19 protein-coding genes and 1 tRNA gene are annotated in these 24,093 nt (G+C 73.9%); 13 read left to right on the top strand and 7 right to left on the bottom strand.

The annotated features are described in order from the left end of the window. Positions 1 to 12: 12 nt before the first annotated feature. On the top strand, positions 13 to 1,266 hold the full coding sequence (locus N555_RS0107525) for a 3-deoxy-7-phosphoheptulonate synthase (RefSeq protein ID WP_081866057.1): 1,254 nt from the start codon (positions 13 to 15) through the stop codon (positions 1,264 to 1,266). 3 nt (positions 1,267 to 1,269) lie between these two features. Here N555_RS0107525 and N555_RS0107520 read toward each other — a convergent pair whose 3' ends face one another. Together N555_RS0107520 and N555_RS0107515 are read right to left on the bottom strand one after the other, a co-directional pair. Then, positions 1,270 to 2,064, bottom strand: a complete 795-nt coding sequence (locus N555_RS0107520) for an enoyl-CoA hydratase/isomerase family protein (RefSeq protein WP_029430880.1) — start codon at positions 2,062 to 2,064, stop codon at positions 1,270 to 1,272. 49 nt (positions 2,065 to 2,113) lie between these two features. Beyond that, a complete protein-coding gene (locus N555_RS0107515; RefSeq protein WP_034509320.1) occupies positions 2,114 to 3,376 on the bottom strand; it encodes an MFS transporter in 1,263 nt (420 codons plus the stop codon). 221 nt (positions 3,377 to 3,597) lie between these two features. Between N555_RS0107515 and N555_RS0107510 the strand changes: the two genes are divergently transcribed. Continuing rightward, the gene (locus tag N555_RS0107510) at positions 3,598 to 6,408 is read left to right on the top strand and encodes a PQQ-dependent sugar dehydrogenase (RefSeq protein WP_029430878.1); all 2,811 of its coding nucleotides are present in this window, start codon (positions 3,598 to 3,600) and stop codon (positions 6,406 to 6,408) included. A gap of 9 nt (positions 6,409 to 6,417) precedes the next feature. Here N555_RS0107510 and N555_RS0107505 read toward each other — a convergent pair whose 3' ends face one another. Further along, a complete protein-coding gene (locus tag N555_RS0107505; protein ID WP_029430877.1) occupies positions 6,418 to 7,932 on the bottom strand; it encodes a dolichyl-phosphate-mannose--protein mannosyltransferase in 1,515 nt (504 codons plus the stop codon). Positions 7,933 to 7,976: 44 nt separating this feature from the next. On the opposite strand from N555_RS0107505, the gene rsmI reads away from it, so the two are divergent. Next, positions 7,977 to 8,831, top strand: a complete 855-nt coding sequence (rsmI, locus tag N555_RS0107500; protein ID WP_029430876.1) for a 16S rRNA (cytidine(1402)-2'-O)-methyltransferase — start codon at positions 7,977 to 7,979, stop codon at positions 8,829 to 8,831. 60 nt (positions 8,832 to 8,891) lie between these two features. Here rsmI and N555_RS0107495 read toward each other — a convergent pair whose 3' ends face one another. Together N555_RS0107495 and corA are read right to left on the bottom strand one after the other, a co-directional pair. Then, the gene (locus N555_RS0107495) at positions 8,892 to 9,815 is read right to left on the bottom strand and encodes a DUF559 domain-containing protein (RefSeq protein WP_029430875.1); all 924 of its coding nucleotides are present in this window, start codon (positions 9,813 to 9,815) and stop codon (positions 8,892 to 8,894) included. 197 nt (positions 9,816 to 10,012) lie between these two features. Further along, positions 10,013 to 11,146, bottom strand: coding sequence for a magnesium/cobalt transporter CorA (gene corA, locus N555_RS0107490; protein ID WP_231502638.1), 1,134 nt, complete (start codon positions 11,144 to 11,146; stop codon positions 10,013 to 10,015). Between the two features lie 122 nt (positions 11,147 to 11,268). Between corA and N555_RS0107485 the strand changes: the two genes are divergently transcribed. The 8 genes from N555_RS0107485 (at position 11,269) to N555_RS0107445 (ending at position 20,449) form a co-directional block, all read left to right on the top strand. Next, entirely contained in the window at positions 11,269 to 12,825 is a 1,557-nt protein-coding gene (locus N555_RS0107485) for an amino acid permease (protein ID WP_051683834.1), read from the top strand. A 96-nt stretch (positions 12,826 to 12,921) separates the two neighbouring features. Then, a complete protein-coding gene (locus N555_RS0107480; RefSeq protein ID WP_156036244.1) occupies positions 12,922 to 13,533 on the top strand; it encodes a hypothetical protein in 612 nt (203 codons plus the stop codon). Positions 13,534 to 13,567: 34 nt separating this feature from the next. Beyond that, positions 13,568 to 15,361, top strand: coding sequence for a methionine--tRNA ligase (metG, locus tag N555_RS0107475; RefSeq protein WP_029430871.1), 1,794 nt, complete (start codon positions 13,568 to 13,570; stop codon positions 15,359 to 15,361). Then, on the top strand, positions 15,358 to 16,242 hold the full coding sequence (locus tag N555_RS0107470) for a TatD family hydrolase (protein ID WP_029430870.1): 885 nt from the start codon (positions 15,358 to 15,360) through the stop codon (positions 16,240 to 16,242). Before metG ends, N555_RS0107470 begins: the two co-directional genes overlap by 4 nt. A gap of 49 nt (positions 16,243 to 16,291) precedes the next feature. After that, entirely contained in the window at positions 16,292 to 17,131 is an 840-nt protein-coding gene (locus N555_RS0107465) for a hypothetical protein (protein ID WP_029430869.1), read from the top strand. A gap of 361 nt (positions 17,132 to 17,492) precedes the next feature. Then, the gene (locus N555_RS0107460) at positions 17,493 to 18,593 is read left to right on the top strand and encodes a resuscitation-promoting factor (RefSeq protein WP_029430868.1); all 1,101 of its coding nucleotides are present in this window, start codon (positions 17,493 to 17,495) and stop codon (positions 18,591 to 18,593) included. A 147-nt stretch (positions 18,594 to 18,740) separates the two neighbouring features. After that, complete coding sequence (gene rsmA, locus N555_RS0107450) at positions 18,741 to 19,484, top strand: 16S rRNA (adenine(1518)-N(6)/adenine(1519)-N(6))-dimethyltransferase RsmA (RefSeq protein WP_231502637.1); 744 nt, start codon at positions 18,741 to 18,743, stop codon at positions 19,482 to 19,484. Then, positions 19,481 to 20,449: a 4-(cytidine 5'-diphospho)-2-C-methyl-D-erythritol kinase gene (locus tag N555_RS0107445; RefSeq protein WP_051683833.1), complete on the top strand. Its 969-nt coding sequence runs from the start codon at positions 19,481 to 19,483 to the stop codon at positions 20,447 to 20,449. The genes rsmA and N555_RS0107445 overlap by 4 nt, the downstream gene beginning before the upstream one ends. Before the next feature lie 12 nt (positions 20,450 to 20,461). Here the strand turns inward: N555_RS0107445 and N555_RS0107440 are convergent, their stop codons facing one another. Together N555_RS0107440 and N555_RS0107435 are read right to left on the bottom strand one after the other, a co-directional pair. Next, positions 20,462 to 21,061, bottom strand: a complete 600-nt coding sequence (locus N555_RS0107440; protein ID WP_034509316.1) for a TetR/AcrR family transcriptional regulator — start codon at positions 21,059 to 21,061, stop codon at positions 20,462 to 20,464. 101 nt (positions 21,062 to 21,162) lie between these two features. Then, positions 21,163 to 22,113 (bottom strand): acyl-CoA desaturase, encoded by a 951-nt coding sequence (locus N555_RS0107435; RefSeq protein ID WP_029430864.1) that lies wholly within the window; start codon positions 22,111 to 22,113, stop codon positions 21,163 to 21,165. Between the two features lie 285 nt (positions 22,114 to 22,398). Here N555_RS0107435 and N555_RS0107430 point away from each other — a divergent pair. Next, a tRNA-Gln gene (locus N555_RS0107430) sits at positions 22,399 to 22,471 on the top strand. Between the two features lie 68 nt (positions 22,472 to 22,539). Further along, positions 22,540 to 24,084 carry a bifunctional UDP-N-acetylglucosamine diphosphorylase/glucosamine-1-phosphate N-acetyltransferase GlmU gene (gene glmU / locus N555_RS0107425; RefSeq protein ID WP_231502636.1) on the top strand — a complete coding sequence of 515 codons (1,545 nt, stop codon included), beginning with the start codon at positions 22,540 to 22,542 and terminating at the stop codon, positions 24,082 to 24,084. Positions 24,085 to 24,093 lie beyond the last annotated feature (9 nt).

Here is a 24,093-nt window from a genome sequence, read left to right as displayed (position 1 = left end):
AGGGGACGGCGGATGGCTGGCGAGGCTCAGGTCGCGACGGAGACGGTGCCGGCCGACCGGCTGCTGCCCGAGGCCGCGCGGATCGCCGAGCACCTGCTGGCCGTGCAGCAGCGGGTGAACGACCAGGTCGACCTGCTGCAGGCGAGCCTGATGCCGGACGTGCGTCGCCGGCTCGGTGTCGCCGAGGCCGAGCCCGTCGACGTCTCCGACCTGGTCAACGCCCGGATCGCCGGCCTCAGCGTCGTCGTCACGCCCGAGGCGGTCGCCACCGTGCTGCCGCTGACCGCCGCCTCCGCGGCGACCACGCGCGCCGGGCGTCGGGCCACGACCGGCATCGTCACCGGGACCGACCGCCGGCTGGCCGTCATCGCCGGCCCCTGCTCGATCCACGACCCCGCCGCCGCGCTGGAGTACGCGGCCTTCCTCGCCCGGATGCGCGAGCGGCACGCCGAGGACCTCGAGATCCTCATGCGCACCTACACCGAGAAGCCCCGCACCGAGGTGGACTGGAAGGGCTTCGCCTACGACCCGTTCCTCGACGGGTCCAGCCGGATCAGCGTCGGGCTGGTCGCGACCCGCATGCTCATGGGCCGGATCACCGCCCTCGGCGTGCCCGTGGCGGCCGAGCCGCTGAACGCGCTCACCCCGCAGTACGTGAACGGGCTCGTCACCTACAACGGCGTCGGCGCCCGCAACGTCACCGACCAGACCGCCCGTGAGCGGGTGTCTGGGTTCTCGGCCGTCGTCGGCTTCAAGAACTCGCCCGAGGGGAGCATCGAGGTCGCCGTCCAGGCGGTGGTCTCGGCCCGCGCGCCGCACGAGTTCCTGGGCGTCGACCGGCACGGGATGACCGCGCAGCTGTCGACGACCGGCAACGAGACCGGCCACGTCATCCTCCGCGGCGACAAGTCCGGTCCGAACTACTCGGCCGAGCACATCGCGGCGACCCGGGCGGCGCTGCGGGCCCGCGGGCTGCCCGAGGTCGTCGTGGTCGACGCCTCGCACGGCAACAGCCAGAAGAACCACCTGCGGCAGATCGACGTCGTGCACGACCTCGCCGGCCAGATCGCCGGCGGGGAGCCGGCGATCCGCGGCGTGATGATCGAGAGCAACCTCGTCGCCGGCCGGCAGGACCTCGACCAGCGGGACCCCGGCTCGCTCGAGTACGGCAAGAGCGTCACCGACGCGTGCGTCGACCCGGCGACCACCGAGCAGCTGCTCGCCGAGCTGGCCGCGGCCTCCCGCGCCCGCCGCGCCGCCGGCTGAGGGTCAGCGCGCGCCGCGGAAGTCCGGCGTGCGCTTCTCCACGAACGCCCGGACGCCCTCGCGGCCCTCGGGGTCGGCGGCGGACTCGGCGATGAGCCGGGCCTCCTCGTCCAGCTGCTGCTCGAGGGTGCGGATCGCGGCGCTGCGCACCAGCGACCGGGTGCGGACCATCGCCCGGACGGGCCCGGCGGCCACCTGGTGGGCCAGCGCCGCGGTGGTGGCGTGCACCTCGTCGTCCTCCACCAGGCGCGCCACGAGCCCGGCCGCGTGCGCCTCGGCGGCGGTGAGCGAGCCGTTGGTGAGGCAGAGGTCGAGCGTGCGCGGCGCGCCGAGGGCGCGGGTCAGCGCCCAGGAGGTGCCGCCGTCGGGGGAGAGGCCGATCGATCCGTAGGCCGGGCGGATCTTGGTCGAGCGGGCGCACACGACGATGTCGCAGGCGCCGATGAGTCCGACCGCGGCGCCGGCCACCGCGCCCTGGATGCCGGCGACCACGGGTACCGGGCAGTAGAGGACCGCCCGGACGACGCGGTGCCAGGCGTCGGCGAGGTCCCCGACGAACCGGCCCGGGTCGTCGGCCTGCGCGAACAGCCGCACGTCCCCGCCGACGCTGAACCGCGGGCCGTTGGCCAGCAGGAGCACCGCGCGGGCCGACTCGGGACGGGCCTCGACGGCCGCCGCCAGCGCGTCGGCGAGCTCGGGGTCGATCGCGTTCCCCGTCTCCGGGCGGTCGACGGTGATCCGCCAGAGGTCCCCGTCGACCGCGGTGGTCACGGCAGGGCGTGCGTCGGTGCTCGTCATCGTCGTCCCCTCGTCGGCCGGGTCCTCCCAACCTAGGGCGGAGGGCAGCTCAGGCGCTCGCCCGCAGGTGCTCGGACCGGAGCTCGCTGTCGACCGCGGCCGGGGCTCCGCCGAACTCGTCGGCGACCTCGCCGGCGACGTCCTCGGTGCCGTCGGCCCCGAGTCGGGCGTCGGCCGCGGCCAGCATGCGGTGGCCGGTGGACAGGACGGCGATGCCGGCCAGGACCGCGACGGCGCCGACGACGAATGGCACGTGCAGGTTCCAGTGCTCGGCCAGCTTGCCGGCGACGTAGGGCGCCAGCCCGCCGCCGAGGAACCGGACGAAGCCGTAGGCCGCCGAGGCGACCGGCCGCTCCACCGGGCTGACCAGCATGACCGCCTGGGTGGTCAGCGTGTTGTTGATGCCGACGACGATCCCCGAGGCGATCACGCAGGCGATCAGCGCCCAGCGGGTGTCGGTGAACAGGCCGATCAGCAGCAGCAGGACCGCGAACAGCCCGAGCGCGCCGTAGAGCGAGGGGGCGGTGCCGAACCGGGCCTGCAGGCGGGGGGCGCCGACCACGGAGAAGAAGGCGACGAGCAGACCCCAGCCGAAGAAGACGAAGCCGAGCTGGATCGCGTCGAGCTCCATCGGATACGGCGCGTACCCGAGCATGGTGAAGAAGCCCCAGTTGTAGAGCAGCGCGGTGACGCCCATCGTCAGCAGGCTGCGGTGCCGCAGGGCCCTGAGCGGCGCGAGGAGCGAGGTCTTCTGCGCGGGCTTCGGGATCTCGTCGAGCAGGACGACGGTCGCGATGAGCGCGATCGCCATGAGCGCGGCGACACCGAAGAACGGGCCGCGCCAGCTGATGTCGCCGAGCAGGCCTCCGATGAGCGGGCCGGCGGCGATGCCGAGCCCGAGCGCGGCCTCGTAGAGGACGATCGCGCCGGCGAAGCCACCGGTCGCCGAGGCGACGATGACGGCCAGCGAGGTGGCGATGAACAGCGCGTTGCCCAGGCCCCAGCCGGCGCGGAAGCCGACGATCCCGTTGATGGAACCGCTCAGGCCGGCCAGGGCCGAGAAGACGACGATGATGGCCAGCCCGGTGATCAGCGTCTTCTTGGCGCCGATCCGGCTGGAGACCCACCCGGTGCCGAGCATCGCGACGGCGGTGACGACGAGGTAGCTGGTGAACAGGAGGCTGACCTGGCTGGGCGTGGCGTCCAGCTGTTCGGACAGCGCCGGGAGGATCGGGTCCACCAGGCCGATGCCCATGAAACTGACGACGCAGGCGAAGGCGACGGCGTAGACGGCCTTCGGCTGCCGGAACATGCTCGACCCCGAGCTGGCTGCGTGCGACACGTCTACCAGTTGTAATACACAACTAACGATATGGCCACCGGCTCGGGGTGCGGAGCGCCACAGTCGCCCGCTCACACCCCGTGACGGCTGCGCGCCGATCCCGCAGCGCAGCGCCGGGACACCGGGCCGCTGCCGATCCGGTCCGTCGGGGCGACCGGGAACCCCCTCCGGTCCCGGAGACACTCCCTCCGATGCCCAGGGAACGTCGCGCCGCCGCGACCGTCGTCCAGCTCGCGCTCCGCGTGGGCGTGGTCCTGGCGCTCGTCGCGGGCGTGCTCGCCGTCCTGCCCGGCGCACCGGCGTCCGCGGCGCCGTCCCTGCCGGCCGGCTTCGTCGTCCGCGACCTGCCCAGCGGCCAGTCCGACACCCTCACGGACTTCGACTCCGCTCCCGACGGCAGCTGGTTCACGACCGGCAAGAACGGGCGCGTGGCCTGGGTCTCGGCGGCCGGGGGAGCGCGCACGCTGGCGACCCTCCCGGTGGTCACGCAGCAGGACCTGGGGCTGACCGGGATCGCCGTGCCGGCCGACTACCCGACGTCACGCCAGGTCTACACGTCGCGGACGCTGAGCGTGAACGGCGTCTGGACCGCCCGCCTGAGCGCCTGGACGGTCACCGGTTCCCCCGAGCCCACCGGCCTCGCGGCCGAGCGCGTCGTCCTCGAGCTGCGCCAGGACGCCGACGTCCACGGGATGACCGACATCGTCGCCGCGCCCGACGGCACGCTGTGGGTCTCCATGGGGGACGCCGCCGACTTCCGGGTGGTCGACCCGCTCGCCCTGCGCGCGCACGACATCGAACAGGGGCACGGCAAGCTCCTGCACCTCCTCCCCGACGGGCGGGGCGTGCCCTCGAACCCGTACTTCGACGCGGCCGCCCCGCAGTCGTGGAAGAGCCGGGTGTACGCCAGCGGCTTCCGCAGCCCCTTCCGGCTGAGCCTGGATCCCACCTCCGGCGCGCCCGTGCTCGGGGACGTCGGCTGGAACACCTGGGAGGAGGTCGACCTCATCCGCCCGGGGGCGGACTACGGCTGGCCGTGCTGGGAGGGGGACACGCAGACCCCGGGCTACCGCGACCTGCCCGGCTGCCAGGGCGCGACGAACACCTCGCCGCTGTGGACCTATCCGCACGGACCCCTCGGCAGCAGCGTGACCGGCGGCGTCGTCTACACCGGGTCGTCGTACCCCGAGGCCTACCGCGGCGCCTACTTCTTCGGCGACTACGCCTCGCAGCGCGTGTACACGCTGCGCTACGACGCCCAGGGCCGGCTGACCCGTCAGCCCGAGGCCGCCGGCTTCGGCGCCGGGAACGGGCTGCCGGTCGCCTTCGGCACCGCGGCCAACGGCGACGTGGTCTACGCCGACATCGCCGGCAGCACGCTGAAGCGCCTGGTCTACCTGCCCGGCAACCGGCCGCCGACCGCGGAGGCGACGTTCACCACGAACGCGGCCGCGCGCACGGTCTCCTTCGACGCCGCCCGCTCCACCGACCTCGACGGCGACCCGCTGGGCTACGCCTGGGACTTCGGGGACGGCACCATCGGCACCGGCGTCCGGGTGGACCACACCTACGCGGCCACCACGCCGACCACCGTCACCGTGCGGCTGACCGTGACCGACCCCCAGGGCGGCGCGGGGACCAGGGACCTGACGGTCGCGCCGGCGGCGGGCGCGCCGGACCTCGTGCTGACCGCACCGCCGCCGACGGCGACCTTCGGGGTCGGTGAGCCCGTCCGGGCGAGCGCCACCGCCACGGACTCGGCCGGGGCGCCGCTGCCGGTCACCTGGCGGGTCGTCCTGGTGCACTGCAGCGCCGACTACTGCCACGACCACCCGGGGGAGTCGTTCCCCGGTCCGACGTTCGACCGGCCGTTCGACGACCACGGCGACCAGACGCGCCTGACGATCATCGCGTCGGCCACGGATGCCGGCGGCGTCCGGACGGAGCGGAGCTTCGTCGCCCAGCCGCGGCTGCGGACGTTGACGCTCGCCGCGTCCACCCCGGCCGCCACCACGGTGAACGGCGTGGCGCAGTCCACCGTCCCGGTGACCGCCGGAGCCCGTGTCTCGATCTCGGCGCCCACGGTGGCCGCCGACGGCGTCGCCACCTTCGAGCGGTGGGACGACGGTGCGCCGCGGCAGCGCGACGTCGTGATGCCCGACGCCGACGTCGTGCTGACCTCCACCTACCTCACGCCCATCGACCGCCGGTACGACGGCGAGGCGGCGCTCCGGGCGCTGCTGGGGCCGGCGACCGGGGCCGAGGCCGGGGACGCCGCGGTCCGTTACCGCGTCCACGAGTCCGGGCGGCTCTACTGGTCGCCGGAAGCCGGGGTTCACGAGGTGCACGGCGCCATCCTGGGCACCTACCTCGGCGCGGGCGGTCACGTGGCCTTCGGGGAGCCGACGACGGACGAGACGACCACGCCGGACGGTCGCGGCCGGTACAACCACTTCCGGCTGCAGGGCGCGTCGGTCTACTGGACGCCGGAGACCGGCGCGCGAGCGGTCTACGGCGAGATCCGTCAGCTCTGGTCGGCCACCGGGTGGGAGCGGGGTCCGCACGGCTACCCCCGCAGCTCCGAGCAGGCCACCCCCAACGGCCGCGGGCGCTACAACGACTTCCAGAACGGCGGCATCTACTGGCGGCCGGGAGTGGGGCCGCGCAGCGTCCTCGGGGCCATCTACGCCGCCTGGGGAGCCATGGGCTGGGAGGGCAGCCGACTCGGCTTCCCGGTGACCGACGAGACGGCCACCCCGGACACGACCGGCCGGTACAGCCACTTCGAGGGGGGATCGATCTACTGGACGCCGCGGACCGGTGCCCATCCCGTCTACGGCGCGATCCTCGACCGCTGGCGTGGCCTGGGCTGGGAGCGGTCCTACCTCGGCTACCCGACCAGCGGCGAGTACGCGATCGGCACCGTCCGGCGGCAGGACTTCGAGCGCGGCTACGTCACCGCGGACCTGCGGACCGGCGCTGTCGTCGACCGGCGGTACTGACCCTCGCCCTCAGAACCAGGAGGGGAACCACATCCGGGCCAGCCACTCGGCGTGCGACAGCGGTTGCCCGGTGAGCACCGGGTAGAAGAAGACGAACGTCGCCGCGACGACCCCCACGTAGAGGCACACCGCCCCCAGCCCGATCTGCCGGCGGATCCGCGGCGCCTCCGGGGGGCCGATCACGTCCTGGAGTGCCAGGACGACGGCCAGCACGAAGAACGGCAGCACGGGGGCGGTGTAGAAGGCGAACATCGTCCGCTCGGGGTTGAGGAACCAGGTGCCCCAGCCGGCCGCCACCATGACCGCGACGAGGATCGCGGCCGGGTCCCGGCGCGCGACGATCCGCCAGCCCAGCCACAGCAGCGCCGGCGCGAAGGCGAACCACAGCGTCGGCGTCCCGACCATGAGGATGTAGCGGACCACCTGGTCGCCCGCGGAGTCGGTCAGCCCCTGCGGGTTCCACAGCAGGATCGGGCGGCCGTTCACCAGCCAGGTCCACGGCCCGGACTCCCACGGGTGCGGGGACGACAGCCCGTTGTGGAACTCCAGCCACTCCGCGTGCTGGTGCCACAGCGAACGCAGCGCGTCGGGGATCCAGGGCCAGGCGGTGTCCGGGTTCTGCTGGGCCCACGCCTTGCCCTGCGAGGTCTCGCCGAGGAACCAGCCGGTGAAGCTGGCGACGTAGGTCAGCACCGGGACGGCACCCAGCGCCCAGGCCGCCCCGGGCAGTCCGCGGCGCAGCGCGACCAGCGTGGGCCGGGGCACGCCCGCCCCCCGCCACGCGGCGCGGTCCCAGAACAGCGACAGGACGACGCCGGCGGCGAGGAAGTAGACCCCGCTCCACTTGACCGCGCAGGCGCAGCCGAAGAGGAAGCCCGCCGCGATCCGCCAGCCGCGGGGGCCGAGCCGGAACCCGGTGCGGGGCACCTCGCCGAGGGCGCGCACCCGCTGTCGGACGCGGTCGCGATCGACCACCAGGCAGGCCACCGCGGAGACCACGAAGACCTGCAGGAAGACATCGAGCAGGCCGATCCGGCTGAGGCTGAACGCGAAGCCGTCGAGGGACATCAGCAGCCCGGCGAGCAGGCCGAGGAGGGTCGAGCCGGTGAGCCGCCGGGTCAGGCGGACGAGGACGACGACGGCGATCGTGCCGGCCACCGCCGAGGGGAACCGCCAGCCGAAGGAGTCGTCGCCGAAGACCTTGATGCCCAGCGCGATGAGCCACTTGCCCAGCGGCGGGTGGACGATGAACGTGTAGCCGCGGTTGTACTCGTGGCCCCAGGTGAGCAGCTCCTGGGCCTCGGGCGGGTAGTAGGCCTCGTCGAAGAGCAGGTCGCGCGGATAGCTGATGTCCCAGAGCCGGCTGGCCAGCGTGACGACGCCCAGCACGGCGGTCAGCGCCCAGGCCAGCCGGTTGTCATCGGGCAGCGGCGGGGTCCGGTCGAGTCGACGTGCCGGCAGCCGCCGCCGGGGTGGCCGGACCGGTGGCTCCTGCTCCGCGCGTTCGGGAGCCAGCACCGCCATGGCCACAGGGTAGGTGGCGGGCCGGCCGTGACAGGCTCGACGCCGTGACGGGACGGCTGGTGCTCGGTGGGGCGCCTCTCGGGCAGCCCGGCGACGTCGGTCCGCGGCTGCGCGAGGCCATGGCGTCGGCCGACGTCCTCGCCGTCGAGGACACCCGGCGGCTGCACCGGCTGGCCGCCGACCTGGGCGTCACGTTCACCGGCCGCATCGTCACGTTCCACGAGTCGGTCGAGCTCTCCCGGCTGCCCGGGCTGCTGGAGGCGCTCTCCGGCGGCGCCACCGTGCTGCTGCTCACCGACGCCGGCATGCCGTCGGTCTCCGACCCCGGCTACACGCTGGTCCGCGCCGCGATCGAGGCCGGCATCCCGGTGACCTCGGTGCCCGGCCCGTCGGCGGTGACGACGGCGCTGGCGGTCAGCGGCCTGCCGGTCGACCGGTTCTGCTTCGAGGGCTTCCTCCCGCGCAAGGGCGGCGAGCGGCGGTCGCTGCTGGCCTCCCTCGCCGGGGAGCGGCGGACGATGGTGTTCTTCGAGTCCCCGCACCGGCTGGCCGACGCGCTCGCCGACGCGGCGGGGGCCTTCGGGGCCGGGCGCGAGGCCGCCGTCTGCCGGGAGCTGACCAAGACCTACGAGGAGATCCGGCGCGGTCCGCTGGCCGAGCTCGTGGAGTGGGCGGCCGAGGGGGTGCGCGGGGAGATCACCCTCGTCGTGGCCGGGGCGCCGGAGGTGGCGGTGGAGCTGAGCGCGGCCGAGCTCGCCGCCGAGGTGGCCGCGGAGGAGGCGGCGGGCGCCACCCGCAAGGACGCGATCCGCGCCGTCGTCGTCCGCACCGGTCTCCCGCGCCGCACGGTCTACGACGCCGTCGTCGCCGCGAAGGGCGGGTCGCCCGTCGAGGCATAGGAAGCAATCCCCACGTCCTGAGTCCGCAGACGTAGGGATTGCTTCCTATGCCCCAGGCGCTCAGCCGACGCGGAGCTGCGCGGCGCGCGTGGCGTAGACATCGAGTACCCGCCGGCGTACCAGGTCGGGGTCACGAAGCACGTCCGCGTAGGTGAATCGGAGAACGACCCAGCCGAGGGCGGCGAGCGCTGTGTCCCGCGCCAGGTCGCGGCGGCGGTCCTCGGGGGACGTGTGGTGCCTGGCGCCGTCCAACTCGACGACCAGCTTGACCTCCGGCCAGGTCCGGTCGAGGCGGACAGGCCCTTGAGGGAGGACGATCCGGTACTGCCCGACGCTCCGCGGGAGCGACCGGTGACGGAAGACGTTCAGAACGCCATGGGCCTCCAGCTCGCTCTGGCAGCCGTCCTCGACGAGGTCGATGGCCTGGGCAAGAGTTCGATGACCTCCGACGTTGGGTCGCTCCGCGAGTGCCTGCCGGACGTGTTCGGGGTTGACGAGGCCTCGACGAGCCGCGTCGAGGAGTAGAGGGCGGCGCTCGGCCGCGGGCAGCAGAGGCCACGCATCGACGAGGGTGCGGGGGAGGACGGTGATCGTCAGCCCTCTCCGCACGACGCACTGCGGTGCCTCGGGGTGGAAGCGAAGACGGCGATGGACGACGAGGTCCACGGAGCCTGCCCGTCGCACGGACTGGTCGACCGTCAGATGCAAGGGACGCCCGAGGGGCATCAAGCCCCACACCGCCAAAGCCGTCGTGTGGCTCAACGCCGCGACCGGTCCGGTGTGACGGAGGGCGGCACGGAGGAGGAGCTCGTCGGTCACGGGGGCACTCGCGAGGCGGTACACGTGTGGGAAGACCCGGACGACGGTTCGTCGACCGACGTAGCCGTCGAGGACGGTCTCCGGAACGCGTGCCAGGAGCTCACGTCGGGTTGCCAGCCCGCCCGTCTGTCTCAGGACCTCGTCGATGACCTCACGCCACTGCACCGGGGCAGCGTGTCGGGGACGGCACCTGTCCGAGGGGGTCGTCGTCGACCTGTGGAGAGCCGATCGGCGTGTGGATGGCTCGGAGTGGTCGAGGCATAGGAAGCAATCCGCCCGTTCGGGGGGCGGCGACGTGGGGAGAGCTTCCTATGCCTCGGGCGCAGGCGGGAGCTGCACAGCGGCGGGCCAAGCGGGTCGGACTAGAGCCAGCCGTTGCGCTTGAAGCCGCGGTGGAGCAGGGCGCAGGCCACGGCGATCACCAGCAGCACGAGCGGGTAGCCGTACCGCCAGTCCAGCTCGGGCATGAAGCGGAAGTTCATCCCGTAGATCCCGGCGATCGCGGTGGGGACGGCGATGATGCCCGCCCACGCCGAGATCTTGCGCATGTCCTCGTTGTCGGTCATCTGCGTCCGGGCCAGCGACGCCTGCAGGATCGACGAGAGCAGCTCGTCCAGGCCGCCGACCGCGTCGCGGACCCGGAGCGCGTGGTCCAGCACGTCGCGGAAGTAGGAGCGCATCGCCTCGGGGACGACGTCGATCTGCCGCTCCGACAGCTTCTGCAGCGGCACCTCGAGCGGCGCGACCGCCCGGCGCAGCGCCATGAGCTCCCGCTTCAGCTGGTACAGCCGGCCGATGTCGTCGGTGCGCTCGGGGCTGAACACCGAGGCCTCGAGCTCGTCGACGTCGTCCTGCACCGCCTCGGCCACCTCGACGAAGGTGTCCACGACGAGGTCGGCGACCGCGTAGAGCACGGCGGCGGGGCCCAGGCAGAGCAGGTCCGGCTGGTCCTCCAGCCGGTGGCGCAGATCGCTGAGGTCGCCGTGCCGGCCGTGCCGCACGGTGATCACGTAGTGGGCGCCGAGGAAGACCATGACCTCGCCGGTGTCGACGATGTCGCTGGTCGCCGTCAGCCGGTCGTGCTCCACGTAGGTCGCGGTCTTGAGCACCATGAACAGGTCGTCGTCGTAGTGCTCCAGCTTCGGCCGCTGGTGGGCGTAGACGGCGTCCTCCACGGCGAGCGGGTGCAGGCCGTAGCGCTCGGCGATCGAGGTCAGCTCGGCCTCGGTCGGCTCGTACAGCCCCAGCCAGACGAACCCGCCCTCGGCGACCGCGGTGGACAGCGCCTCGCCGTGCGGTACCGGTGGCTGCCGGCGGCCGTCGACGTAGACGGCGCAGTCGACGACGGCGTCCTGTCCGGGCGGCCGGCTCGTGGTCTTCTGCGGCGCGCCGGCCGGCCGCGGGCGGTTGCTCGGCAACCGCGGACGCTCCCGGGGACCGACGGCGGACGACGGCCCCTCGGGGGTCGCTTCGCGGGACGGGTCGGTCGCGGTCACGGCACGCCTCCACGCTCGCCGGTCAGGGATCGCCAGCGTAGGCATGCGGACCGCGGCAACCCGTGCCACGGTGACGGGCAGCGTTCCGGCGGGTCGTCGCCGGCCGTCGGGAGGGACGTCACGTGGCCGTCAACCAGACCGGCAAGGGCACGGCTCGCAGCAACACGGCGCGGGTGAAGTCCGTCGAGGACTCGATCCGCGACACGGAGGAACCCGAACACCGGCTGAAGAAGAACCTCTCGGCCCTGGACCTCACCGTCTTCGGCGTCGGGGTGATCATCGGCACCGGCATCTTCGTGCTGACCGGCGAGGTGGCGAAGACGACGGCGGGCCCGGCGGTGGCGATCTCGTTCGTCGTCGCCGGCGTCGTCTGCGCCCTCGCGGCGGTCTGCTACGCCGAGTTCGCCTCCACCGTGCCGGTCGCCGGGTCGGCCTACACGTTCAGCTACGCCACCCTCGGCGAGCTGCTGGCCTGGATCATCGGCTGGGACCTGGTCCTCGAGCTGGCGCTCGGTGCCGCCACGGTGTCGGTCGGGTGGTCGGGCTACCTGAACCAGCTGCTGGGCGACATGGGCATCCCGTTGTCGACGACGATCGCGGGGGAGGACGCGACGGTCAACATCCCGGCCATCGTCATCGCCCTGGTCATGACCGGCGTGCTGGTCCTGGGGATCAAGCTCTCCTCGGTCGTGACGAACGTGATCGTCGCGATCAAGGTCCTCATCGTCCTGTTCATCATCGTGCTCGGCGTCTTCTACGTCACCGCCGACAACTACACCCCGTTCGTCCCGCCGTCGGAGGCCACGCCGGAGGGCGAGGGCGGCTGGAAGCAGCCGCTCATCCAGCTGTTCGGGATCACCCAGGGCACCTTCGGCTGGGGCGGGGTCATCGCTGGGGCGTCGATCGTCTTCTTCGCGTTCATCGGCTTCGACATCGTCGCCACCGCTGCCGAGGAGACGAAGAACCCGAAGCGCGACCTGCCGCGCGGGATCATCGGCTCGCTGCTGGTCTGCACGCTGCTCTACGTCGCGGTGTCGCTGGTCGTCGTCGGCATGCAGCCCTACGACGAGCTGTCGGTGACCGCGCCCCTCGCCGACGCGTTCAGCAGCGTGGGCCTCTCGTGGGCATCGAGCCTGATCTCGGTCGGCGCGCTGGCCGGGCTGACGTCGGTGGTGATGATCCTGATGCTGGGCCAGTCCCGGGTGCTCTTCGCGATGAGCCGCGACCACCTGCTCCCGCCCGCGCTGGGCGCCGTCCACCCGCGGTACGGCACCCCGTACAAGATCACGATCATCACGGGCGTCGTCGTGGCCCTGCTGGCCGGGTTCCTGCCGATCAGCGCGCTGTCGGAGCTGGTGAACATCGGCACGCTGTTCGCCTTCGTGCTCGTCTCCATCGCCGTCGTCGTGCTGCGCCGCACCCGGCCGGACCTGCCGCGGGCGTTCCGCGTCCCGCTGGTGCCCTTCCTGCCGATCGTGTCGGTGCTCGCCTGCCTCTACCTGATGGCGAACCTGCCGGTGGAGACCTGGGTCCGGTTCCTCATCTGGATGGCGCTCGGGTTCGTCGTCTACTTCACGTACGGACGGCGGCACAGCCGGCTGGGCGGGGCCGAGGGGGAGGCGGCCGCCGAGCGCCTCACCGCCGATCGCGAGGCCCGCGGCCGGCCCAGCGGTGGCTGACCCCATGGGGTGAGACGCCGCCCGCCGCCGTACAGAGCGGCAGCGGAGGCGACGACCTGACCGGAGACCGACCGTCCCCGGCCAGGGAGCACCCCCGTGGCGAGCACCACCCCCCATGTCCGAGCCGACGCAGCCCGTGTGCTGCCGCCGGCCGCCGTGCTGGCCGCTGCCGGGATCTCGCTGCTCGACGCGGTGGCGGTCGTCGCCGCGGCCCTCACCGGCCTGGACGGGCTGTTCTCGTCGCCCGACCGGCCCTCCGGTGCCGTGGCCGCGCTGTGGCTGCTCGTGCTCGCCGGCTGGGCGGTGCTCGGCGCCGGCGGCGGCCTGCTGCTGGCCGACGGCTCCGGCTCGCGGCTGCTGACCCTCGTCGCCTGCGCCGAGGTGGCCGTCCTGGCCGTCGTCCTCGTGCTGGGCCTGGCCACGTCCGCCCTCGGCTCGGCGGCCGGCCTGCCGGTGCCCGCGCTCGCCCTGGCCGCGCTCGCGGTGCCGGTCGGCAAGCTGCTGCTGGCCACCGCGCCGTCGTCCACCGCCTGGTCGGACGCCGGCCCGCGCCCGCGCGCCCCGCGCCCCCAGCTCAGCGAGGACCAGCAGGCCGTGCGCGTCGCCACGCTGACCGTCATCGGCCTCGCGCTGCTCTCGGTGGTCCTGCTGAACCCGGTAGACGACGACGCCGGCACGCCGTCGCCGGTCTCCACCAGCCAGCACTGAGCGGTGCCGCCCGGCGGCTCACTACTCTCGTGCCGTGAGTGATCGTCACATCCTGACCGCCGTGGCCTGGCCCTACGCCAACGGCCCGCGGCACATCGGCCACGTCTCCGGCTTCGGCGTCCCCTCGGACGTCTTCAGCCGCTACCACCGGATGGTGGGGGACCGGGTGCTGATGGTCAGCGGAACCGACGAACACGGGACACCCATCACGGTCGCCGCCGACGCCGAGGGCGTCACGCCCCGGGAGATCGCCGACCGCAACAACCGCATCATCACCGGCGACCTGCAGTCGCTCGGGCTCAGCTACGACCTCTTCACGCGGACGACGACGGCAAACCACGCCGCGGTCAGCCAGGAGATCTTCCTGGGGCTGCTGAAGAACGGGTACGTCTTCCCGCAGACGACGCTGGGCGCGATCAGCCCCTCGACCGGCCGCACGCTGCCCGACCGCTACATCGAGGGCACCTGCCCCATCTGCGGCTACGACGGCGCCCGCGGCGACCAGTGCGACAACTGCGGCAACCAGCTCGACCCGACCGACCTCATCAACCCGGTGAGCAAGATCAACGGCGAGACGCCGAAGTTCGTCGAGAGCGAGCACTACTTCCTCGACCTGCCCGCGTTCACCCGGGCGCTGGGCGACTGGCTGGGCACCCGGAAGAACTGGCGCTCCAACGTCCTGAACTTCAGCGTGAACCTGCTGGAGGACCTCAAGCCGCGCAGCTACACCCGCGACATCGACTGGGGCGTGCCCGTTCCGCTCGACGGCTGGCGGGACCGGCCGGACAAGCGGATCTACGTGTGGTTCGACGCCGTCGTCGGCTACCTCTCGGCGTCCATCGAGTGGGCCCGCCGGTCCGGCGACCCCGAGGCCTGGCGCCAGTGGTGGCAGGCGCCGGACTCCGACGCCTACTACTTCATGGGCAAGGACAACATCGTCTTCCACTCCGAGATCTGGCCGGCCCAGCTGCTCGGCTACAACGGCGAGGGCGACAAGGGCGGCAGCCCCGGCTCGCTGGGCCGGCTCAACCTGCCGACGGAGGTCGTGTCGAGCGAGTTCCTGACGATGGAGGGCCGCAAGTTCTCCTCCTCCCGGAACGTCGTCATCTACGTGCGCGACTTCCTCGCCCGCTACGACGCCGACGCGCTGCGCTACTTCATCGCGGTCGCGGGGCCGGAGAACCAGGACACCGACTTCACCTGGGAGCAGTTCCGCCGCCGCAACAACGAGGAGCTCGTGGCCGGCTGGGGCAACCTCGTGAACCGCTCGGTGTCGATGGCGGCCAAGAACGTGGGCGCCGTGCCGACGCCCGGCGAGCTGACCGACGCCGACCGGGAGCTGCTGGCCACCACGTCGGGCGCGTTCGCCGGCGTGGGGGACCTGCTGTCGCGCAACCGGCAGAAGGCGGCGATCGGCGAGGCCATGCGGGTGGTCTCGGAGGCCAACAAGTACCTCTCCGACCAGGCGCCGTGGAAGCTCAAGGAGGACCCGGCCCGCCGGGACACGGTGCTGTACACCGCGCTCCAGGCGATCAGCGACTGCAACGCGCTGCTCACGCCGTTCCTGCCGCACTCGGCGCAGCAGATCCACGAGCTGCTCGGCGGCACCGGTGTCTGGTCGCCGGCGCCGCGGATCGACGAGGTCACCGACCTCGACGACGGCTCGCCCTACCCGGTCATCACCGGCGACTACGACAGCGCCCAGGCGGTGTGGGCCTCGCGGCCGCTGCAGCCCGGGCTGCCGCTGGCCGCGCCGACCCCGGTCTTCACCAAGCTCGACGAGTCGATCGTCGAGGAGGAGCTGGCCCGCCTGGAGGGCGGCGAGTGAGTCGGTCGTCGTCGTCCCGGGCCAACCGGCGCGGGGAACTGCCGCCGGACCCGGAGCCGCTCCCGGCGCCGGTCGTCGACAGCCACACCCACCTCGACATCGCCGTCGGCGGCTTCGATCGGGCGCCCGACGCCGCCGAGGTCGACGCGCAGGTGGCCGCGGCGGAGGCGGTCGGGGTGCCCCGGCTGGTGCAGGTCGGCGTCGACGTCCCCTCCTCCCGGTGGTCGGCGGAGCTCGCGGCCCGGCACCCGAACGTGCTGGCCGCCGTCGCCGTCCACCCGAACGAGGCCGGCGAGGGCGCCGCGGACGACGAGGCGCTCGCCGAGATCGACCGGCTGGCCGCGCTGCCGCGGGTGCGGGCGGTGGGGGAGACCGGGCTGGACCGCTTCCGCACCGGACCGGAGGGATGGGCCGCCCAGGAGGCGTCGTTCCGTGCCCACATCCGGATCGCCAAGGACCGGGGCAAGGCGCTGGTCGTCCACGACCGCGAGGCGCACGACGAGATCCTGCGGGTGCTCGACGACGAGGGGGCGCCGGAACGCACGGTGTTCCACTGCTTCTCCGGAGACGCCGCGTTCGCCCGAGCCTGCGTCGAGCGGGGCCACGTCCTGTCCTTCGCCGGCACGCTGACCTTCGCCAACGCGGCCTACCTGCGGGAGGCGGCGGCGCTGACCCCGCTGGACCAGCTGCTGGTCGAGACCGATGCCCCCTTCCTGACCCCCGTGCCGTACCGCGGCCGGCCCAACGCCTCCCGGCTGGTGCCGCACACCGTGCGGGTGCTGGCCGAGGTCACCGGCGTCGAGGTGGACCGGCTCTGCGCGGCACTCACCGCCACCGCCGAGCGCGTCTTCGGGACGTGGGAGGCGAACGCTCCGGAATAAGGGGACGGGGCCGTGGCCGTGGAGTCGTCCGGAGGACGACAATGGTCCCGTGGGTCGCCTCATCGCCGTCGTGCTGTTCATCGCCGTGCTGGTGCCAGGTGTCCTCCTCGCCCGGGCCTGGGCGCTGGCCGCCGGACGGCGGGCCGTCGCATCGGCCTCGGTCGACTTCGCCTCCCCGACCCCGGAGGCCCGCGACACGGTGCAGCGCCAGGCCACGCACGGCCGGCGCGTGCGCCGGATCGGGCTGCTGCTCGGCCTGGTCGCGGTGGCCGGCACCGTGGCCGTGTTCGCAGAGGCCTCGGTCTTCCTCTGGGCGCCGGCCGTGGCGCTCGGGCTGCTCCTGGGGGTCGTGCTGGCCGAGGCCACGCGCCCGCGCCCGCGCTGGCGGTCGAGCACCCCGGTGCGACGGCCCCGGCGGTCGGAGCAGATCTCCCTGTGGCTGCTGTGGACCATGCGGGTCGTCGTCGCCGCCGTGGTGCTGACCGCCGTCCTGATGTGGCGGAACGACGACCTGCCCGACCGCGTGACGTGGGTGGCGCTCGCGGTGCCGCTCGTGGCCTGGGCCCTGGCCGAGGTCGCGCTGCTGCGTGCCCTGGTCCGGCCGCTGCCGGCCGAGGGGGCCGACGTCCCGGTGGACGAGGCGCTGCGCACCTGGACGGCGCACCTGGTGACCGGGGCGACCAGCGTCCTCGCCCTGCTGCCCCTGGGGGCGCTCCTCCTGGTCGCCGGGGTGCGATTGGGTGACTCGACCAGCGAGGGCGTCGACCTGCGGCCGGTGGCGCTGGTCGCGGGCGGGTTCTCCGCCCTGGCCGCGGGCCTCGCCGTGGCCGCCTTCCTGATCACGTGGCTGCGGCCGGTGCAGCTCTCGGAGCGGGCGCTCGCCGGCTGAGGACCGGCGCAGGTACCCGCTGTGCCCGCGACCACCCGGTGACCTCCCTCACAGGGGTTCGTCGACGCTGAGTGGCGGTGTGCCCGGCGGGACCGGCCCGGCGCTCACGTTCTGTGTCGGCGCGCCTACATGTCGACGTGTCGGCACCCTGCTTCACTCCGTACGCACCGTTGCCACCTGTATCGCGCCCGTTATCGTGTCGTGACCAGCCGGGGTGGGGACCGCCCCTGGGCGGCGTCGCCCGGAGCCTTCACCGGCTCCGGGGGGAGCTGTCCGGGACGGAGCCGCCCGGCGGGCCGCCTGCCGGCGGCACGCCGGTGGGGCACCCCTCTGCCCGGTCCCGTGACCCCGTGGAAGTGTCGTGCCTCGAACCCTCAAGCTCTCCCTCTTCGCCCTGGTCCTCCTCGGACTCGTCGGTGGCGTCGTGGCGTTCTACGCCGCGCAGAAGACGCTGACGCTCACCGTCGACGGTCAGGTCCGAGAGGTGCAGACCTACGCCGGCACCGTCGGTGAGGTGCTCGAGGACGAGGGGCTGCAGCCGCGGTCGCACGACGTGGTCCTGCCCGATCCCGGCGCCTCGGTCTCCGACGGCGACACCGTCGTCCTGAACCGCGCGCGCCCGCTGCAGCTGACCGTGGACGGCCGGTCCAGCGAGGTCTACGTGACCGCGCTGTCGGTCGACGAGGCCCTCGAGCAGCTCGGCCTGCGCGCGGAGGGTCTGGTCGTCTCGGCCAGCCGCAGCGACCGTCTCCCGCTGGACGGCATGGTGCTGTCGATCTCCACCCCGAAGGACGTCACCCTCGTGGCCGACGGCCAGCAGCGCGTGGTGACCACGACGGCTCCGACCGTCGGCGACCTGCTCGCCGAGCAGGGCATCGTGCTGAGCCCGACCGACCGCACGAGCATGTACCCGACCCAGCCGCTGCTGTCCCGGATGCGCCTGCAGGTGTTCCGCGTGCAGGTCAGCGACGTCGTCGAGACCGTGGCCATCCCGCACCAGACCATCGAGACCCCGGACCCCGAGGCGTTCGAGGGCGACGACGAGGTCACCCAGGAGGGCGCCGACGGTCAGCAGTCGGTCACCTGGCGGGTCACCGTCGTCGACGGCGTGGAGACCGGCCGCGAGCAGGTCACCACCGCCGTGACCGCGGCCCCGGTCGACGAGCTCGTCACCGTCGGCACGAAGGCCCGCCCGGCCCCGGTCGCGGCGGCCCCCAGCACCGCCGACGGGCTGAACTGGGCGGCACTGGCCCGGTGCGAGTCCGGTGGCCGGCCCAACGCCGTCAGCGCGTCCGGCCGCTACCGGGGCCTCTACCAGTTCTCCACGGCCACCTGGGCGTCGGTGGGCGGCAGCGGTGACCCGGCCGCCGCCTCGCCCGAGGAGCAGACGATGCGCGCCCAGATGCTCTACGCCCGCTCTGGCGCCGGCCAGTGGGGTTGCGGGTCCCACCTCTACGACTGAGCCGACCCCCTGAGCACTCCTCCCGACTCGTCCGACGGGCTGCTGGGCCCGGCCGCCATCCGCGACCTCGCCCAGCAGCTCGACCTGCGCCCGACCAAGTCCCTCGGGCAGAACTTCCTGCACGACGCCAACACCATCCGGCGGATCGTGCGCACCGCGGAGCTGCGGCCCGACGACGTCGTCCTCGAGGTCGGCCCAGGCCTGGGATCGCTGACCCTGGGCCTGCTGCCCGCCGCCGCGGCGGTGACGGCCGTGGAGATCGACCCGCGGCTGGCCGAGCGCCTGCCGCGGACGGTCGCCGAGCGCACACCCGCGCTGGCCGGTCGGCTGACCGTCGTGACGGCCGACGCGCTGCGGCTGCGCGAGCTGCCCGGACCGCCTCCCACGGCGCTCGTGGCGAACCTGCCGTACAACGTGGCGGTGCCCGTCCTGCTGACCCTGCTCGAGCTCCTGCCGACGCTGCGGCGGGCGCTCATCCTCGTGCAGGCCGAGGTGGCCGAGCGGCTGGCCGCGCCTCCCGGGTCGGCCGCCTACGGCGTCCCCTCGGTCAAGGCCGCCTGGTACGGCGAGGTCCGCCGGGCCGGAGCGGTCGGACGCCGGGTGTTCTGGCCCGAGCCGAACGTGGACTCCGGGCTGGTGGCGCTGGACCGGCGTCCGCCGCCCCCGGGTGACCGCGCCGCCACGTTCGCCGTCGTCGACGCCGCCTTCGCCACCCGTCGCAAGGGGCTGCGGGCCGCGCTGGCGGGCTGGGCCGGCAGCCCGGCCGCCGCGGAAGCCCGGCTGCGGGCCGCCGGGATCGACCCCGCCACCCGCGGCGAGCGGCTCTCGGTCACCGACTTCGCGCGCCTGGCAGCCACCCCGGCCGAGCCGACCGGACCCGGACCGGCATGAGCCCGACCTCGCACGGCGGCCCCGGGCGGATCCGGGGCGACGGGGCGGTCGTGGCACGGGCACCGGCCAAGGTCAACGTGCACCTGGCCGTGGCCCCGCTGGGCCCCGACGGATACCACGAGCTGCGCACCGTCTTCCTGGCCGTCTCGCTGTTCGACACCGTCACGGTGCGCCCCGCCGGCGACCTGTCGATCGAGCTGACGGGGGAGTTCGCCGGTGGCCGGTCAGGGCCCGACCGGGTCCCCACCGACCGGCGCAACATCGTGTGGCGGGCCGCCGAGCTGCTGGCCGAGCACGCCGGGGTGCCGGCCCATGCCGCCGTCACCATCGACAAGTCCATCCCCGCCGCGGCCGGGCTGGCCGGCGGCAGTGCCGACGCCGCTGCCGCGCTGGTCGCGCTGGACACGCTGTGGGGCACCCACGCGACCCGCGGCGACCTCGCCGGGCTCGCGGCCCAGCTCGGCAGCGACGTGCCGTTCAGCCTGCTCGGCGGGGTGGCGCTCGGGTCGGGGCGGGGGGACCGGCTGAGCCCCGTGCTCGCCCGCCGGCCCTGGCACTGGGTGCTGGGCATCGCCGGTGCGGGGCTGTCCACCCCCGCGGTCTACGGCGAGCTCGACCGGCTGCGCGCCGCCGGGGACCTGCCCTCCGGGGAGGAGCTCGTGTCGCCCGACCCCGTCGTCGCCGCGCTGCGCAGCGGCCCGGCCGACGCGCTGGGCGCGGCGCTCTGGAACGACCTGCAGGACCCGGCGATCAGCTTGCGGCCGGACCTGCGCCGGGCGCTGGAGGAGGCGACCGCGGCCGGGGCCGTCGGCGCGCTGGTCAGCGGCTCGGGGCCCACCGTGGCCGCGCTCGCCGACGACGAGGCCGGCGCCGAGGCCCTCGCCGCGCAACTGGCCGCCACGGGGTCGTTCCGGACGGTGCGTGCCGTCCACGGCCCGGTGCACGGCGCGAGACTCGTCGGCTGAGCTCCGAGGGGCTCAGGCGTCGCCGGAGAGGCGCGGGTGGTCCTCCAGGTGGCCCATGCCGTTCCAGGCGAGGTTCACCAGGTGCGCGGCCACCTCGCGCTTGCCGCGGGACCGGTCCTCCAGCCACCAGGCGCCGACCATGGCGACCATCCCGACCAGCGCCTGGCTGTAGAGCCCCGCGGGCCGGGGGTCGTAGCCGTTCCGGGAGAACTGCGCGGCCAGCAGGTGCTCCACCTGGTGCGCGGCCTCGCCGAGCAGCGAGGAGTAGTGGCCCGCCGCGTCGCTGATCGGTGAGTCGCGGGAGAGGACGCGGAAGCCGTCGGTGTCCTCCTCGATGTAGTCCAGCAGGACGAGGGCGGCCCGCTCGAGCAGCTCCCGGGGGTGCCCGCCCGCCGTGAGCGCCTCGGCGAATCGGTCGAGCAGCCGGCGCATCTCCTGCTCGACGACGACGGCGTAGAGCCCCTCCTTGCCGCCGAAGTGGCCGTACACGACCGGTTTGCTCACCGACGCCAGCGCGGCGAGCTCCTCGATGGAGGTCGCCTCGTAGCCGCGCCGGCCGAACAGCTCCCGGCCGATGTCGATGAGCTGCTGCCGGCGCTGCGGGCCGGTCATCCGCACGCGCGGCCGCCCGGCCGGTCCGCTGTCGGGACGACGTCGGCCGGGCGCCCGCTGGGGAGCAGGCGGCCCGGACGGCGGGACGTTCCTGGCCGTGGTCAGCCGGCTGCCCGGACAGGCGTGTGGCGCTTGGCCGCCAGACGCACCGGGTCGGGCCACTTGACGCTGTGGGCCCAGCCCAGCTTCTCGAACACCCAGATGATCCGGGCGCTCATGTCGACCTGGCCGCGGAGCACGCCGTGCCGGGCGCTGGTCGGGTCGACGTGGTGCAGGTTGTGCCAGGACTCGCCACCGCTGAGGATCGCCAGCGGCCAGACGTTGGTCGCGCGGTCGCGGGAGGTGAAGGGCCGCGTGCCGATCACGTGGCAGATCGAGTTGACCGACCAGGTGACGTGGTGCAGCAGGAACGTCCGGACCAGACCGGCCCAGAAGAAGGCGGAGAGCGCGCCGGCCCAGGAGCCGGTCACCAGACCGCCGATCACGGCGGGCAGCGCCAGGCTGAGGAACGCCCAGACGACGAAGAGGCGGCTGACGACCTTCAGGCCCCTGTCCTTGAGCAGGTCGGGGGCGTAGCGCTCGGCGTTGGTCTGCCGGCGGTCGAACAGCCAGCCGAGGTGCGCGTGCCAGATCCCCTTCATGAGCGACCGGGTGTCCGTGCCGTAGCGCCACGGGGAGTGCGGGTCGCCCTCGCGGTCGGAGAACGCGTGGTGCCGGCGGTGGTCGGCGACCCACTGGACGACCGGGCCCTCGATGGCCATGCAGCCGATGATCGCCATCCCGTAGCGCAGCGGCTTGCCGGCCTTGAACGAGCCGTGGGTGAAGTACCGGTGGTAGCCGACGGTCACGCCGAGCAGCGGGATGAAGTAGAAGCCGACCAGGAGGCCGAGGTCCAGCCAGGAGATCCCCCAGCCCCACACCACCGGCACGATCGCGGCGACGGCCAGGAACGGGACGATCACGAACAGGTAGAGCGTGATCTGTTCGACCGCGCCCTTCTCCTTGCCGTAGGCGGTGGCCGGCAGGCCGGCGTCCGGGTCGGCCGGCCGCATCGGAGCCGTGGGCCGGGTGAGGGTGGGAGCGGACAGAACGTCCTCCAGGGAAGGGGGTGGGAAGGGGGTCGCTCGCCGCAGCGTCCACGACCGTGGTTACGGCTCCGTAACCTACGTGCATCCGGCGGCTGCCGCCGTTCGGGGGGAGGGCGTCGGCCAACCCCGCAGGTCAGCGCCCCGGGCCTCTCCGCACGCGCGCGGTCCCGCGATCGGAGCGGCTGCTGTCACTAGGCTGCACACGGCGCCCGCGGGGCGCTCCGCGGCGTGCGGCACCGTGCCCGCGGATGGGGGATGGGGTAATCGGCAGCCCGCCGGCCTTTGGAGCCGTGCAGTCTCGGTTCGAGTCCGAGTCCCCCAGCAGCCGTACCGGCAGACCGCCGCGACCGCAGCCCGGCGCGCACCGCCGCCCGTCGTCCGAGGAGATCCGTGAGCCAGCCCCCGTCGGGAAACCACCACCTCGAGCAGCAGGGCGCGGACGGCATCGCCGCCGTCGTCGTGCTCGCCGCCGGGCAGGGCACCCGCATGCGCTCGGCCACGCCCAAGGTGCTGCACCCCCTCGGCGGCCGCAGCATGCTCGGCCACGTGCTGGCCGCCGCGGAGCCGCTGGCCGCCGGCAGCACGCTCGTCGTCGTGGGTGCCGGTCGCGAGGCGGTCGTCGAGCACCTGTCCGCCGTCGCCCCCGGGGCGCTGCCGGTGGTGCAGGAGGAGCAGCGCGGTTCCGGCCACGCCGCTGCCCAGGCGCTGGCTGCCGTCCCGGACCTGCGGGGACCGGTGCTGATCGTGAACGGGGACGCGCCCCTGCTGCGCGCCGCGACGGTCGCGGGCCTCGTGGCCGACCACCGGGCGTCCGGCGCGGTGCTGACCGTCCTGACCGCGGCCGTCGACGACCCGACCGGCCTGGGCCGGATCGTGCGCGACGGCGAGGGGGCGGTCCGCGCCATCGTCGAGGAGAAGGACGCGACGCCCGACCAGCGGGCGATCCGCGAGGTCAACGCCGGCGTCTACATCGGGGACGCCGGCGCCCTGCGCCGCTCGCTGGCCCGCGTCGACTCCGGCAACGCCCAGGGCGAGGTCTACCTGACCGACGTGGTCGGCCTGCTCGTCGACGAGGGAGCCCTCGTCCAGGGCTCCCTCGCGGCCGACCCCGCCGACGTGCTCGGCTGCAACGACCGCCGCGAGCTGGCCGCCCGGCGCCGGGTGCTCAACGACCGCGTGCTGGACGAGCTGATGGTCGCCGGCGTCACCGTCGTCGACCCGGCGACGACGTGGGTGGACGTGACGGTGTCGGTCGGGGCCGACGCGGTGCTGCACCCGGGCACCCAGCTGCACGGGACGACGCGGGTGGCCGCCGGCGCGGTCGTCGGCCCGGACAGCACGCTGACCGACTGCGAGGTGGGGGAGGGGGCCTCCGTCGTCCGCTCGCACTGCGCCGGTGCGGTCATCGGCCCGGCGGCCACGGTGGGCCCGTTCAGCTACCTCCGGCCGGGCACGCGGCTCGCCCAGGGCTCGAAGGTCGGCGCGTTCGTCGAGACGAAGAACGTCGAGCTGGGCCCGGGCTCCAAGGTCCCGCACCTGTCCTACGTGGGCGACGCGACGATCGGGACGGGGTCGAACATCGGCGCAGCGACCGTGTTCGTGAACTACGACGGCGTGGCCAAGCACCACACGACCGTCGGCGACCACGTGCGCATCGGCTCGGACACGATGCTCGTCGCGCCGATCACCGTCGGGGACGGCGCCTACACCGCCGCGGGTTCGGTGATCACCGGTGACGTCCCCCCGGGGGCGATGGCCGTCGCGCGGGGTGTGCAGCGCAATGTGGCAGGCTGGGTGGGCCGCCGCCGTCCGGGCTCCGCAGCCGCGCAGGCCGCAGCAGCGGCCGGGGATGCAGGTGTCGCGCCGGCGGCAGACACTCGACCCGGGACCGCTGAGGGCCGGCCGCCGGCCTCCGGCACGAATCTCGACCAGTAGGGGCATCCA

The organism is Blastococcus sp. URHD0036 (assembly GCF_000701365.1).
Classification (GTDB): Bacteria; Actinomycetota; Actinomycetes; order Mycobacteriales; family Geodermatophilaceae; genus Trujillonella.
This window is presented reverse-complemented; position numbering and strand designations above follow the sequence as displayed.